Source organism: Embleya sp. NPDC025285, from assembly GCF_055558835.1.
On sequence record NZ_JBVHLU010000043.1, the window covers coordinates 33,899 to 48,347 of the forward strand.

Consider the following 14,449-nt stretch of genomic DNA (forward strand, 5'->3'; position numbering starts at 1 on the left):
ACGAGGGACGGTGCGCCGATCGGCCGGCGTTCGAGCACCCTTCGAGCACCGTACGAAAGATCCTGGAACCCGGACCGGACGGAACGGGCCTCGCGAACGGGAAAACAGCGAAGGGCATTTCACGCCGCCCACGCGCTCCGGGCGTACCTCCCGGACATCCGCGGGTCGCGTGCATCGGATGTTCGGAAGGATCACCCCAGTGATAGGCACCACCTGGCCCAGCGGAGCCGGGAACCTCCGACCCCTCATAGTCGTGCTCACCTTCGTTTCCCTCGTACGGGCCGGAGTTCCCACACCGCGCCCGACCGGCGTCTCCCGACACCGAGGCCGCCCCGGGTACAACCTCCGTGCCACGTGCCACGTGCCACGTGCGCCGTGCGCGGGAAAGGCGGCGGACGATGAGTGAATCCCCCGAAGCGTGTGACGGGTCGACGCCCGTCACGAGACGTCGAGGACCGTCGTGACGGGCTCTTGCGCGTCCGTGTGTTCGTGTGTCCGTGCGTCAGCGCGTCACATGACGCGCAGGCGTTCGACGTTGCCGTTCTTGTTGTGCAGGGTCGCAGCCCTCTTCTTGTCGTTCCTCCCGGTACGTGGCCAGGTGTACTCCATCCGGTCCACACGAAGTCCCGCGCCTGGTAGGACGGTTCGACATGATGGAGTGACCAGCGAACGAGGGGACGCTCATGGGCGGGCGCCGGAAGTCGACGAAGAACAGTAAGGCCGACCCGAGTTGCGGCAACCCGGAGCGGCCCGGCTGGCGCAAGAGCACCCACAGCGGTGCCGAGGGATGTTGCGTCGAGGTCGCCCCGGTGTCGGTTCGCGTCGGCGTTCGGGATTCCGGTTGGCCCCGGCCCGAGAGCATCCTGTTCGGCCGACCGGCGTGGCAGGGATTCCTGGCGTCCACGCGGGTGCGGCCCACCGATTCGGACCGTCCGTGAACGACTCACTCATCGTGGCGATCGTCGGGGTGGTCGGTACGCTCGCCGCCGGTGTCTTCGCGCAACGCGGAGCGATGAAATCCAAGATCATCGAACTTCGCCACGCGGAACGGATGCACATCGACACCGAGGCGGAGAACGCGCGCCGCGCCCACCTCGAGGCACGGCGGCAGTCGTACGGCGACCTGAACCAGGCCCTACGCGACAAGTACACGCACCTGCTGCACCATTGGCGGACCTTGAAGGCAAACCAAACGATCGAGCCATCACACGTCCAGGTCGAGGACGAATCCGAAGGCGAACTGAGAGCCGCCTACGCGAAGGCACAGATGATCGCCGCGGACAACGTCATCGAACTGGTCGGGCCACTCGTCCAGCGCCTGTACCTCGTGCACCGAGTCGTGCGGCAACACGACAGGGGCGAAACGCCGGATGAGAACCTCGACGCGTTGAAGGCGCACATCGACAAGGCCGCCGAGATGTTGTACGAAGTGCGCCAGGTGATGCGACGAGACTTGGGCATCACGGAACTTCCGCTCGACCGCCCCCCGGGCTACGGCTCCGTCCCCCGATAGCGCCGTTCGGGCAGACGCCCACCGGCGTCGGCGAGGCGCCCTCCCGTGTTTACACGTAGGAGAAGCCGTCGCGTAGCTCCCGGAGCTACCGGTTGCGACCGGGCCGCCACCGGGAATGTACGAACCTGCGGCGGGGGTTCGGCGATCGGCGCGTGCCGGTCGACCCGACAAGCCGGACGCGCCGACGGCTCCGTCCTGCCCGCCCGGCGCTTCGTGCGTAGTACCACGGCGAAGCGGGACCGCCTGCGTCGGCTGCGAGACGCGCCGCCCACCACGACCCGCCCCTCGATCCCGTACGGTGCGCGCGTGCGCCGCAGTCGCCTCGTACCGGAATGGAGTGTGCGGACGAGACGGCTGTGCCATGGGTGGGGTCGATGGCGGTGGGGGCGGGGGCCTGGGATCCTGGCGCTTCGATGGGCCGTCGGATCATCGGTGTCGGAAGGGGACGGAGATCGAGAATCCATGGGCCAGGTCCGTCCCGTTTCGTTTCCCCGAAACTTCCACCGAGATTCGGGAGAGCCTGCGAAACGCGAGAACCGTGGACGACATCGAGATGGTCCTCGTCGACGAGGCCTGGGTGGCCGGCGTTGACCTCACCGCCAGTCTGGGTGGTGAGGCCACACATTCGGAGACGGCTCGTGAGTACGTCGAGGGCCTCCTGCGGTGTATCGAGGACTTTCCCGACTCCGGATTGCGCGTGGTTGCGATAGAGGATATCTCGGAATCGTTTGGCAATGCCTATGCAATCGCCGACGACGAGAAGATCACATTCGATTCGAACTGGGCGGGAGTCGATAATCGGGACATCCTCCTGGACACTCTGCGCCATGATATCGAGAATGGATGGGAGAGTCAGGATGTCCCGGCGAATCCGATCGCCATCGCGACCCACGAGTTCGGGCACATTCTTCAAGCCGACGCCGAGGCGAGGAAGAACGGCGGCCGCGGCGTCAAGGGAAGCGACCTCATTTCCAAGATCGGAAGGAATGCCCGGCGCACGAGAAACAATACGTCGACCATCGAGGTCGGGCGCGTCCTCGGAAAGTACGCGCTCAAGTTTCTCGAGGGAGAGGAGTACGAGTTGGGTGCCCGAGCCTTCGAGGTCGTGCGCCTGAGCACTGGGCGGCCGCACGAGGTCGCCCTTGATGCCTATGGCGAACTCATGAACGATCTCGATCGCCCGTGGCACGGTAGCGGGACCGGCCGCCGCTCGAACCTCCGAGAACGGGCCGGCGACTTCGCCCGGGAATGGGGAGGGCGAATCGCCGATCGAACGGGCGCCGGACGCGTCGGGGCCCGCGTCATGGATTCGTTGCGAGGAGCGGGTAGGGCCACTGCGGGTCTCGTCCACAGGTTCCGCAACCTGACCCGGGTTTTCAAGCCCCGTCCCGCCGTTTCCAACGCCTACCTCAACGACTCCCGTATGTCCTTGCCCGATATTATTCGCTGGGCCGCTCCGACCACGGTCGCGGGGCTGAAGCCCGAAAAGTCGAACCCGATCCGCGCCCAGGACCCGGTGACCGGCAGCCTGGGCTTCGTGTCGGCGTCCCGCGTGATGACGAATCAGCGAGCCTCGGCCGATCGCATTCTGCAGAATCCCATCCACAGCGCATTCATGGCAACCGGTGCCGGTGTGCACAAAAGCCTGGAAAAAGGCTGACGACGCGCGTCCCATGGAACCGCGTTCACGCCGAGCGTGGGCGCGCGCGAGCCGCCTGCCGTGTCGGGACGACGATCGGGACTGCCAGGGCCCGGGAACGCCACCGACACCGCGGGACGCCACCAGGGCCCGACCACGGACAACGGCGGGGCCGTCGGCCCCTTCGTTCCCCGCCCCGACCCGAACGTACACCGCACCTCCCGAACCAGTTGGGCGCCCCCGCCCGATCCCGCCGCTTCGCCGTTGTAGGGGGCGGCGATGGGTGTGCCCGCTCAGGCAGCGCTACCCACCACCGTTTCGGGGCCCGCCACCATGACCACGATTCCCGCCACCCCCATCCCATCACCGACTCTGCCTCCGGATCGCGACGGCGGACCTGCACCGAGATCGTCCTCGGCGGAGCCGTTCCGGAGCCGTCCGCGCCCTCGTCGGCCGGCTCCCGGCCCACCTCACCGAGCACACCTGACACCGGCACCGGCCGCGACGCCACCGCGGGCCGGGGCCGGCGATCAGGTTCGGAGTCGCATCCGTTGGCCGGCAGCGGGCGCTCTTCCCCTTAGGGTCGGCGGATGGCGAAGTATTTCGATGTGCACCCCGATAACCCCCAGCCGCGCACCATCACCAGCGTGGTCGACCTGATCCGCGCCGGATCGCTCATCGCGTACCCGACGGATTCCTGTTTCGCACTGGGATGCCAGTTGGGCAACCGTGACGGCATCAGCCGGATCCGGACGATCCGCAACCTCGACGACCGGCACCACTTCACCCTGGTATGCGAGAGCTTCGCCCAACTGGGCCGGTTCGTACACCTGGACAACGACGCGTTCCGTGCCATCAAGGCATCGACGCCCGGTCCCTACACCTTCATCCTCCGCGCCACGTCCGAGGTACCGAAGCAACTGTTGCACCCGAAGAAGAAGACGGTCGGCGTCCGCATTCCCGATCACGTCGTCACCCGAGCCCTGCTCGCCGAACTCGGTGAGCCGATTCTCTCCAGCACGCTGCTCCTGCCCGGCGAGGACGAACCGCTGACACAGGGCTGGGAGATCAAGGAGCGGCTCGACCACGTGGTGGACGCCGTGGTGGACTCGGGCGACTGCGGCACCCAGCCGACCACGGTCGTCGACTACTCCAGCGACGAGGCCGAGATCGTACGCCGAGGCGCGGGCGACACCGCGCGGTTCGAGTAGCGGCCGGCCTTCGGGCGAAGACGCCGGCGCCCGGGTCGAGCCGCCGACCCGGGCCCGAGCGACACCGGGCCCGGGCCGGTCGGTGCGCGGTTGCGGTGTGGGGCGAGGTGAGGGGTCAGTGTGTGGTGGTGGCGTAGCGGGCGAGCGGGTCGACGCCCGAGGTGATCATCTCGGCGAGTGCACCGCCACACCGCCGCGCCGCCGTCTCGGATTGACCCTGGCCCTGCCGGCCCTTGCCCAGTTGATCATCGCGATCGACTACAACTCGGCTCGCTGCCCGGTGGTGTGCCGACGGATCGGCAGCGCCTCGGAGGGCCTTGCGAGGCCCTCCGGGCGAGGTGTTGCGGTCGGGTGGTGGAGGTCGCGGAAGCGGACGCGGCAAAGGCCGACTTGCGGCGGGTGCGGGTGCGGGTCCGGCGTGCGTTGTGGTCCGGCCCGTGCGAAGTCCGGTCGTGGCGCGGTACTTGTGATGGTCAGGGGTGGACGGTCCAGTGGTGGTTGGCTGCGGCGCGGGTGAAGGTGAGCGTCGGGCACAGGAAGTCGCTGCCGCGTGGGTTGGTGCTGGTCCAGGGGGAGTCGGTGGGGGTGGCGAGTTGCCATGCGCCGGCCCTGCGGAGTTTGATGTCGGCGCTGTCGAATGCTGTGCTGCGGGCTTCGGTGCAGAAGTAGCCCTTGCCGGTGGCGGGGTTGACCGTGGCGTAGATCTCGAAGATGTCCCAGCCGTAGGCGAGCCGGCTCTGGTCGGTGCCGGAGGAGCGGAACAGCAGTTCCCAGGCCTGGGTGCGGTGGTTGTACAGATACGACGACCATGCGTTGCCCGAGGTGGCGTCCTTGGTCAACTGCACGCTGTAGGACGTGATTCCACCGGTGGTGGTGGTGTACTTCGCCAGGAAGTCGGCATTCACCTTCAGGGTCTTGGCGGGGCCGCTCGTGCCGCACCAGTCCCACGCCCATATCTCGGCGCCCTGGCTCCAGTAGGCGGTGACCACCTCCATGCACGAGTTCTGCGCCTTGGTGGTCGGGGCGTAGGTGAAGTTCTGCGAGTTGGTGACCTTGTACGAGGGATCCACGCTGTGCGTGGCGGTGATCCCGTCGTGCGTGCCCGGCTGTGGGAAGACACCCCAGAAGTTGTGCGTCGGTGCGAGGCTCGCGCCCGCACCGCCCTTCGCGGCGTGGTCCGGCGTGTCCGCGGAGTCGCCGGCGAGCGCCGCGCGCAGCTCGGCGCGTTGCTCGACGAAGGCCCGAACGGCCGCGTCCCGCCCGGGAGTCGGCGCGTCGGATCCGGGCTGCGCGACGACTCCCCGATGCGGCGCGGTGGGCGAGGGAACGGCGTCGGACGGCGGCGAGCCGGCCGCACCGGCGGGTCCGGCCGGGCCCAGCGCGACGAGCGCGACGAGCGTGGTGACCACGGCGGTTGCCAGTGCCATGGGTAACGAGCGAGGACGTGGACGGGCGCGGCGGGACATGCGTCTCCTCGACGGGGGCGGAAGTGGCATGAAACCGGGAGACGAGCGCCGCCGCGGAGTCCGAACCGACCACCGTCGGGCGGGACGTTCCCGTACAGCTCCGATCGGGCGGCACCAAAGTAGCCGGTGGCACGGTGCCCGGGGTAATCACATCTGCCCATAACATCACGTGATCCGGGCGCCACAAGTCCGTCCGCCACACGCGGTGGTCGTGGGCCCTCAAGACGCCCCCGCTCGCGTGAAACAGCCGAAACCCGGACCGGCGATCGACGGACGAGGCCGACCGGTGGTTGAACAGTCGCCCGTTGTCGTCGGACGGGGACCGTGCGGGCCGCGTAACGGCCGCAGTACACAACTCGACGTCTGTTGCGACTCGAACCCGACGTCCGTCGGTTCCGCCTCCGGGGTCGAGTCGGAGTGCGCGCGGCCTCGACGCGGCTGTGGACGGTCGTGTTCATGGGGCGACGTTCCTTGCGGCGTATGACCTCGTCGACGCCGGACGGCGCCAGGGGGAGTGCGGGGCGCGCGTCCTCGCCCGGGGCCGGCCATGACGGAACACCTCCCGAAGGCGTAGGTCGTCGGCATGCGGCCGGCCCCACGGCCCGGCTGCCCCACACGCCCCAACTCGGCACCCCAGGCGCGGGATTTTCCCGGCCTGGCCCTGCCCGGCCCGGCCCGCCCCCCGCGTGGGCCTCAGGCTGCCGAGAGGCCGATGTCGGCGGCGAGGGCCTCGGTGAGCCAGTCGTGTGCGGCACCGGGCGTGGGTTCCGACGCGCCGGAGCCGGGCGTACGGATTGCGGCCACCTGCTGCCAGTAGTGGTCGACGCGCGGGTCCGAAGCGAGTTGGCCGTGCAGGGCGCGGCGGAAGGGCGCCGTGTCGCCGGTGCGGCGTGACGTGGCGTAAGCGTCGACGAAGCAGTCCAGGGCCTCTCCCGGCTCCGGTGTCCGCCGCGCCCGCAGTTGTGTCGATGCCAGCGCGTACGCGTCGACAAGGCCGTCGTAGAGCACGGCGGGCCGGTAGCCCTCCTCGGGCCGGTGCACGGCGGGTTGGCACTCGTCGAGGTTGTCTCCGGGGCAGTTGCCGGTGACGAACGCGTGCAGTCGGGCGAACGCCAGGACCTGTTCCGGCGTCGGGTCGTCGGGGGGTTGCGGCACCGCGTGGTCGATGATCATCGCCGTGACGCGGGCCGGGAGCCGCGCGGGGAGCCAGCGGCGCCAGAAGCGGGCCATCGCGGTGGTGTCGGGTGGCGTGGCGATGGCACCGACGAGGTGGAGCCGATCCGCGCGCTCGTCGGGTGCGGCATCGCGGAGCAGCAGGAGGGCGGCCTCGCGCCAGCGGAGCGCGGACATCTGCGAGCCGAGTTCGCGCAGGTGGCGGGCTACGGCGTCTTCGAGGGCGTCCTGGTCGACGCTGCCGGGCGCGCCGTCGCGGTCGAGGATGCGACGGATCGCGGGGAGGGGGAGGTCCAGGCCGCGGAGCGAACGGATGAGGCGGAGGCGTTCGGATGCCTGGGGCGCGTAGCGGCGATGACCGCCGGCGCTGCGGCATGCCTCGGGCAGCAGGCCTTGGTCGGAGTAGTAGCGCACGGTCTTGACGGTGACGCCGGCCTGTTCCGCGAGTTCCCCGATGCTGCGCAGACCATCGGCCGACGAAGACGAAGACGAAGACGAAGACGAAGACGAAGACGAGGGCAGGGGCAAGGGCAATGGCGAGCGCGCGGACGGTGGCGACGGCGTGATCCGGGGCCGTGGCGGAGACGACACTTGAACCTCCCTCAAGGGGAGTTCCTACCGTACCCACGAGCGCGGACGGCCGATCTGGCCGGGGGCGCGGCAGCGCGGCGACGCAGCGTTGCGACGGTACGGAAGGAGAAGGTCATGACGGCATTCGTCCTGGTGTCGGGTCCTTTCACGGGCGGCTGGATATGGCGGCGGACGGCCGCCCGGCTGCGGCGGGAGGGGGCGGAGGTGCACGCCGTGACGCTGACCGGTCTCGGCGACCGCCGCCACCTCGCGGGTCCGGGCACGGATCTGGAGACGCATATCGAGGACGTGCTGCAGGTGATCGAGCACGCCGACGCGCGCGAGGTGGTTCTCGTGGGGCACGACTACGGCATCCATCCGGTGCTGGGCGCGGCCGATCGACGGCCGGATCGGATCGCGCGGGTGGTGTACCTGGACGCGGGCATGCCGAGCAACGGCGATGCGGCTCTCGCGCTCGTGCCGCTCCAGGGCGTCCGCGACGGGCTGTCGGAGCGGCACAAGGAGCGGGCTCCCGGAGAGGTCGACACGCGGTTGCCCGCACCGTCGCCCGACGAGTGGCATCTGTGGGGCAGTACGGACGGTCTCGCGCCGGAGGCGTTGGCGGCGATGACCCGGTCGGCGGCGCCGCATCCGGAGGGGACGTTCGGACAACCCCTCGTGCTCTCCGGCGCGGTCGACGAACTCCCGGCAACCGGCGTGTTGTGCACCTCCAGCGGTACGGACATCGCCCTGCTCGAGTCGCTCGCGAGTCTCGGTGACGCCCGTCTCGGCGCTCTCGTCGAACGCCGCGTGACGCTCTTCGAACTGACCACCGGACATTGGCCGATGGTGTCCGCCCCCGACGAACTGGCGACGGTGCTCATGGGTGCGGCCTCGGGTGAGGGGCACGTGATGGGTGCAGCGACCGCGACGCGCGAGGAACCGGCGCATCGGCGGCCGTTCCTGCTCGACGTTCCGCCGTGCCCGCGCGAGCGGATCGGTGCCGTCGATCTGCATCTGCCGGACGACGATTCCCCGCGTCCCGCGGTCGTGTTCCTGCACGGCGGCCCGGTGCCCCCGGACGCACGGCCGACGCCGCGCGACTGGCCGGGTCTGGTGGGCCACGCCCGACTCGCGGCGAGTCTGGGGGCGGTCGGTGTGACGGTGGATCACCGGCTGCACGGTCTCGAGGACTTCGAGCGGGCCGCCGCCGACGTCGTGGCGGCGGTCGAGCGGGTACGCGCGCATCCGCGCGTCGACGGCGAGCGCGTCGCCCTGTGGTTCTTCTCGGGTGGCGGCCTGCTGACGACGGACTGGCTCGCGGCTCCGCCCGAGTGGTTGCGCTGCCTGGCGGCGAGTTACCCGGTGTTGGCGCCGCTGCCGAACTGGGGGTTGGGGGACTCGCGGTTCCGTCCGGCGGACGCGGTGGGTGCGGCGGGTCGGCTGCCGATCGTGCTCACCCGCGTGGAGTTGGAGCACGAGGCGATCGCCGCGACCGTGGCGCGGTTCCTGTCGGCGGCGGAGGCGGCGGGAGCCGACATCGAGGTGATCGACGTACCGCTCGGTCACCACGGCTTCGACACGATCGACCACACGGAGGAGGCACGCGCCGCCATGCAGGGTGCGATGCGCTCGGTTCTGCACCACCTCGCCGAGTGAACTCGCAGGTGGGGCACCGATGTTGGCCCCCACCTCCCAGCTCCCCACACCGCTCTGCGGGATACGACCCGCGCACCGGACCGGCGGTCGACGGTACTTACCCCCAGCCCCGGCAGCCGGCCGACCCTGTTTATGCTCACGCCCATGGCACTCGAATGGGAACAGATCATCGTAGACTCCTCCGATCCCATCGCCCTCGGGCGCTGGTGGGCCGAGGCTCTCGGCTGGGTAGTGGTCGACGAATCCGAGGAGATCATCGAGATCCGGCCCGAGCCGGACCGGATGCCGGGGCTGCTCTTCGTGCCCGTCCCCGAGGGCAAGACGTCGAAGAACCGGCTCCACCCCGACTTCCGCCCCGACGACCAGGCGGCCGAGGTCGCCCGGCTGCTCTCCCTCGGTGCCCGGCGCGCCGACACCGTGCAGGACGAGCAGCACTGGGTGACTCTCCTCGACCCGGAGGGCAACGAATTCTGTGTCCTGGGTGAACGGAAGAGCTGAGCCGGTCCGGGCCGGGCAGCCGTTCGGGCGGAAGTGCCGGACGGTTTCGCCCACCCGCAGCTGCCCCACTCGCAGCTCGCCGACCCGGCTGCGCCGGGTGCTCCGACCGTGGCCTCCGTGCATGGCTCCGGCTGGTGCGTCGACGACGCGCGGCTCGGCCCGGACGACCTACGAACCACCGGATGGTGTCCTGCCGAGTGGTGTACCCGGTGATCTCGGTATAGCCCCTGGTCATGGGGCGGCCATCGCGCAACTCTGTGAGTAGTGACGCTCGTTGAGAGGTGACGCGATGGCCTCGTCTCGGCGTGACCTACTCCGGTTGATGGGAGTCACCGCGTACGGCGGACGGAATCGAGTCGGTGCGGTCCCGGCCCGGCGGATCCTGCAGGAACTCAACGAAGCCGAGGCCGCCGCCCACATCGGTGCGGAGCCCGGCGAGCCCGGCGAGCACGCCGAGACCCGGGCGACCCGGTGTAACGGGCACCGGGAGAGGGTGCCGACCACGCAGGCCGGGGACCTGGACCCGGCGATCCCCAAGGTCGACTCCGGCAGCTTCTTCCCCTCGCTGCCGGAACGCCGGCGCCGCAGCGACCAGGCCCTCTACGCGGTCATCATGGAGGCATACGTCCACGTGTCTCCACCCGCAGCGTGGACGACCTGGTCAAAGCACTTGGTGGGGACATCGGGATCTCGAGTCCGAGTGCCCCGCATCTGCGGCAACCTCGACACCTAACCAACGGTGTTCCGCACGCGGCACTGGATCATATCCGCTTTCCCTACATCGATCTGGACGCGACCTACTGCACGCCCGCGTCCAGCGCCGGATCGTCCCCCAGGCCGCGGTCATCGCGACCGGCATCCCCGAGGCGGGCGGTCGCGTCCTCGTCGAGATGCACGACGGATGGATCGCCTTCCCCCGCCGCTACCTCCCCGAAGGCAGCATGGACAAGGTCTACCCCCAGGACATCGACCAACTCGACCCGGCTACACCACTACACGGGACATGACCCGCCGAGGCAGGATCCGCGCGGCCACCGGGCCCACCGACCAGCAGGCCGACCGCACGGATGCTGCGCCTGCACGGGTGTACGCGGATCGCCTTCGAGAGGTGGACCGATCGGCCGGAACCGCCCTCGGCCCGCCACGCGTTCGGCCGATCGCGCGCGAGGTCCGGATCGCGGCCGTGTCGTCCGCGAACCGCGGTGGATCACCTCGGCGTCCGGCAGTGACGACGAACGCGGCGGCCGGCCCCGCCGGCGGCTGGAAGGCGGATCTCGACGCTCGCTCGGCCGCGGAACCGGCCGGGGGCACGGTCGCGCGGCTCGCCGGCGGATGCCCCCTTACGGGTGCCTGGTTCCGGCTCACTCGGGTTCGGCGCGGTGTGGGTTCGGTTCCGCGGTGTGGACGGCGGCGAGGAGGCGTGGGCCGGCGAACGGGCGGAAACGGGGCCACAGTTCGGGGTCCTGCGAGAGCGGGGTGAGGACGCGGATGTGGGTCGCGTCCCGGACGTCCTCGTCCGAGGACGCGAGCAGTGCTTCCACGATCGCGGCGAGCGCGGGTAGTCGCCCGACGTCACCGGTGCGGGCGGCCGGAGCCAGGACGGGCCAGAAGAACGCCTCCGACAACACGCTGTACGGGTTGAGCGCACGCGCGACCGAACCGGGGATCGCACGCTCCGCCGCCGTGGCGTCGAGCCCGGCCTCGTGTGCCAGTCGGTCCAGGTGGGGCCGCGCCGCGGGGCACGCGCGCCAGAGCCGGTTGAACAGCCGACCGGATGCGGGCCGGGTTCGTCCGGTGTCGTATCGGGGTCGTGTCATCCTGCGGCCTCGCGCTCGTGGTGCTTGTGGGACGGTGGAGCCGGGTTCGGCTCGGGAGTCGGTTCGGGAGTCGGTTCGGGTTCGGGTCCGGGTGTTCCTGCCCAGCGCGGTTCCGATCGCGGATTGGATCCGATGCCGGTTGGGTCCGCGGCGTTCCCGCTTCCGGTGCGGGTCCGATCCCCGAGTCGGGAGCCGGAGTCGGACCCAGGGTGCTTCCGTCTCCGGTTCGGTTCCGATCGTCGGGTCGGGTTTGGTCGGCTCATCGGGTCGGCTCGGGAGCCGGGGCCGGATCCCTGTGCGTTCCCGTGTCCGGTGGGTTTCGATCGCCGGTTCGGGTCGGAAGCCGGGTTCGGGTCAGGAGCCGGGTTCCGGTCCGGGGCGCTCTCGCCTCCGGTGTGGTTCCGTCGGTGCCGCAGCCGGGCCCCGGCGACCGTCGCCGGGTTCGACGGCGGGGCGACTCGACGTCGGCAGGCCGGCGGCCGTGATCCGGGTGGGATCGAGACCGGGAGTGGCCGGTGGCGCCGCGCCGCGACCTTTCCTCGCGGCCCCCAGGTCTCGGAGCAGCCCCCGCAGCGGTGCGGCGGCGATCAGGGTGCGTCTGCCGTACGGGGACGTCTCGAACCGGGATCCGGTGGCCGGAGCCAGGTCGGGGTCGCGCCGGACCCGGTCGGCGACGTCCAGGACGGTACGCACTCGTGCGGGATTCCCGAGCAACCACCGGGTGATCGCGCCGGCTTCGTCGGGCGCCTGCAGCGCGCTCCACAACTCGGTGGACTCGGTGACGGTGACCCGACGGTCGCGTTCGGTGAGCGTACGGTCGTGGCGCAGCAACTTGTGATACCGGCCGAGGAGGTCGGCGACGTCGACCGCGTGGAAGCGGTCGTTTCCGGTGCGTTCCCCCGTGCCGAGTTCGTGGGCGAGGGCCGCCGACGCCTTGCCGTTGCCTCTCCACGTCGACGTACCCGGCTTGGCATAGGTGTCGCGAAGCACCAGCGAAAGCCTCTCGCTGTCCACCTCGGGAGGTGTGGCTCTTGCTTCCGGCTGCCGACCCACCACGCTCCACCGCCCTGTACCGACTCGGATGTCCGAGCGGTTGGGGCCGATGACGCCGTGCGTAATCGCCGCCTTCCCCGGCTCGACGTTCCGGGGAACCGGAAACGGACGATCATGATAGATGCCCGACTTCAAACGCTTTGCAGCGGCTCACACCAAAAGACCAACCGGTCCCGACCGCCGGACATCGACACCACCGAACACCCCGACCACAAGGCCGACATCACCGATTTCCCGTGAACCCACGGCCGAACACACCGCCCTGCCGAGCACGGATTTCGCGGCCAACCCCGCCCGCAGACTCCGGGGAGCACATCGAGCGAAGAAGCGCCGCCTCCGGGGGAACGGGCACCACCACCGCGTCGAGGACCCCGCCCTTGCGGGCTGCGCGGGCCCTGTCGGCGGCCATGCGCCCGGCTGCCCGGTGCCGCCGACCCCTTCGCGTCCGGGGCCAGGCTCGGGGAGTAGTAACGGGCCCTTATCGGTGTGCGATTCGGCTCGTGGGCCTCGCTCTCGCCGGTCATCCACTGCCAGGGGTGAGGTGGTCGTGTCGGGCTGCGGCGTTGTCGTCGGCGACGTTCCCGGGCGACGGGCTTCCACGCCCCACGCCCCCGGGCACGTTGCCGTACGGCTCACGACGTCGAGGCCGTTTCGACGAGGGGAGCGGCCCCGTTCGTGTGGAGGCCGCTGCGTGTCGGTGTCGCCGGCACCGGGGTCGTCCGGCGGATTCACCTCGTCGGGCCGTCTTCGCCAAGGGATGGACGGCCTCGTCCGTAACAGGGCCGCTTCGTGTCGGCCTCGTAGTCGCCGAGTCGCCGAGTCGCCGCGACCCATCCGCGAGGTCGGGGTTCCGAACCTCGGCGAGGATCGGCATCCGAGGTGCGGGAGTCGAGGTTTCGAACCCCTGCCGGGTGGGGGTTCGAGGCCCGGTGAAGGGTGGGAGTCAGGACAGGTCGAGTTCGCCTATCCGTTCGTCTCCGCTGTTCTCTCCCGTCGGTCGGAAGCCCAACCTCAGGTAGAAGCCCTCCGGTCCGTCGTCGCCGGGGTGCCAGCTGGTCGTCAGGCGGGTACCGCCGCGGCGCCGGATCTCGTCGGCCACGGACGCGACCGCGAACCGGCCATATCCGCGGCGTTGTTCCCCGGCCGCGATGTTCAGGCGCCACAGCCCCGAACGCAGGTCGGCGACCTTCCCGCCCCCGTCCTCGTCCCGAGCCGCCCCGGCTTCGGTCGGGTCGTCGTCGAAGAACGCCATATCGATGTCGAAGAACGCCATGAGGAACCCGACGGGCCGGTCCCCGTCGAGGATCAGACGAGGCCAGGCCGTATCCGGATGCACATACGCCTGGGCGAGCGACTTCACCACCGGGGCGACCAGATGCGCCTGGTCCGGGCGTACCCGCAGGGCGACGGCGGCGTCGAAGTTGGCAGGGGTGATCTTCTCCAGACGGAGCGTAGTCCTCATGCGTGAACCCTCGAACGGTCCGCGCCGAGGGTCAAGCGGGTTTCGCCGGTCATGCCCGGCGGCGGCGGATTGAGGAACTCGCCCGGCTGCGGCGGGAGCACACCCGGGTGCGCCAGGAAATGGAGGTCCTGAAGCGGGCCACGACCTTCATCGTGAGAGAGACCCGGTGCCGGTGCACCCGCTCATCGAGACGGAGAAAAGCGCAGGTCACAGCGTCCAACGTGTCGGTGAACCGCTGAAGGTCTCCCGAGCCGCCCACTTCCGCCGCCGCAGCGTGGCCCCGGCGCCGCGCCGTCGAGCAGGGTCGGCTGTTCCTCGCGACCGTGATCGACATCGCCACCCGCGAAGTCGTCGGCTGGGCGACCGCCGACCACCTGCGCACCGAACC

13 protein-coding genes are annotated in these 14,449 nt (G+C 70.2%); 8 read left to right on the forward strand and 5 right to left on the reverse strand.

Annotated features, from left to right (window positions below):
• Positions 1-683 precede the first annotated feature (683 nt).
• The 4 genes from ACZ4FV_RS26920 to ACZ4FV_RS26935 all read left to right on the forward strand — a co-directional run bounded on the left by ACZ4FV_RS26920 (position 684) and on the right by ACZ4FV_RS26935 (position 4,363).
• Positions 684-938 carry a DUF397 domain-containing protein gene (locus ACZ4FV_RS26920; protein WP_465323432.1) on the forward strand — a complete coding sequence of 85 codons (255 nt, stop codon included), beginning with the start codon at positions 684-686 and terminating at the stop codon, positions 936-938.
• Positions 935-1,513, forward strand: coding sequence for a hypothetical protein (locus ACZ4FV_RS26925; protein WP_465323433.1), 579 nt, complete (start codon positions 935-937; stop codon positions 1,511-1,513). The genes ACZ4FV_RS26920 and ACZ4FV_RS26925 overlap by 4 nt, the downstream gene beginning before the upstream one ends.
• A gap of 538 nt (positions 1,514-2,051) precedes the next feature.
• Complete coding sequence (locus ACZ4FV_RS26930) at positions 2,052-3,173, forward strand: hypothetical protein (protein WP_465323434.1); 1,122 nt, start codon at positions 2,052-2,054, stop codon at positions 3,171-3,173.
• A 569-nt stretch (positions 3,174-3,742) separates the two neighbouring features.
• A complete protein-coding gene (locus ACZ4FV_RS26935; protein WP_395867400.1) occupies positions 3,743-4,363 on the forward strand; it encodes an L-threonylcarbamoyladenylate synthase in 621 nt (206 codons plus the stop codon).
• Between the two features lie 473 nt (positions 4,364-4,836).
• Here ACZ4FV_RS26935 and ACZ4FV_RS26940 read toward each other — a convergent pair whose 3' ends face one another.
• Positions 4,837-5,790 (reverse strand): carbohydrate-binding protein, encoded by a 954-nt coding sequence (locus ACZ4FV_RS26940; RefSeq protein ID WP_395867401.1) that lies wholly within the window; start codon positions 5,788-5,790, stop codon positions 4,837-4,839.
• Positions 5,791-6,522: 732 nt separating this feature from the next.
• On the reverse strand, positions 6,523-7,467 hold the full coding sequence (locus tag ACZ4FV_RS26945; protein WP_465323446.1) for a MerR family transcriptional regulator: 945 nt from the start codon (positions 7,465-7,467) through the stop codon (positions 6,523-6,525).
• Here ACZ4FV_RS26945 and ACZ4FV_RS26950 point away from each other — a divergent pair.
• The 4 genes from ACZ4FV_RS26950 to ACZ4FV_RS26965 all read left to right on the forward strand — a co-directional run bounded on the left by ACZ4FV_RS26950 (position 7,457) and on the right by ACZ4FV_RS26965 (position 10,462).
• Positions 7,457-7,597, forward strand: coding sequence for a hypothetical protein (locus ACZ4FV_RS26950; protein WP_465323447.1), 141 nt, complete (start codon positions 7,457-7,459; stop codon positions 7,595-7,597). The two genes, ACZ4FV_RS26945 and ACZ4FV_RS26950, sit on opposite strands and share 11 nt — an antisense overlap.
• Before the next feature lie 110 nt (positions 7,598-7,707).
• Positions 7,708-9,231, forward strand: a complete 1,524-nt coding sequence (locus ACZ4FV_RS26955; RefSeq protein ID WP_402236872.1) for an alpha/beta hydrolase — start codon at positions 7,708-7,710, stop codon at positions 9,229-9,231.
• A gap of 144 nt (positions 9,232-9,375) precedes the next feature.
• Complete coding sequence (locus ACZ4FV_RS26960; RefSeq protein WP_395867405.1) at positions 9,376-9,729, forward strand: VOC family protein; 354 nt, start codon at positions 9,376-9,378, stop codon at positions 9,727-9,729.
• A 322-nt stretch (positions 9,730-10,051) separates the two neighbouring features.
• Positions 10,052-10,462 (forward strand): transposase, encoded by a 411-nt coding sequence (locus tag ACZ4FV_RS26965; RefSeq protein ID WP_465323435.1) that lies wholly within the window; start codon positions 10,052-10,054, stop codon positions 10,460-10,462.
• Between the two features lie 628 nt (positions 10,463-11,090).
• Here ACZ4FV_RS26965 and ACZ4FV_RS26970 read toward each other — a convergent pair.
• The 3 genes from ACZ4FV_RS26970 to ACZ4FV_RS26980 form a co-directional block, all read right to left on the reverse strand.
• The gene (locus tag ACZ4FV_RS26970) at positions 11,091-11,546 is read right to left on the reverse strand and encodes a hypothetical protein (protein WP_402236877.1); all 456 of its coding nucleotides are present in this window, start codon (positions 11,544-11,546) and stop codon (positions 11,091-11,093) included.
• Between the two features lie 354 nt (positions 11,547-11,900).
• Complete coding sequence (locus ACZ4FV_RS26975; protein ID WP_402236880.1) at positions 11,901-12,560, reverse strand: hypothetical protein; 660 nt, start codon at positions 12,558-12,560, stop codon at positions 11,901-11,903.
• Positions 12,561-13,542: 982 nt separating this feature from the next.
• Entirely contained in the window at positions 13,543-14,061 is a 519-nt protein-coding gene (locus ACZ4FV_RS26980; RefSeq protein ID WP_465323436.1) for a GNAT family N-acetyltransferase, read from the reverse strand.
• Positions 14,062-14,449 lie beyond the last annotated feature (388 nt).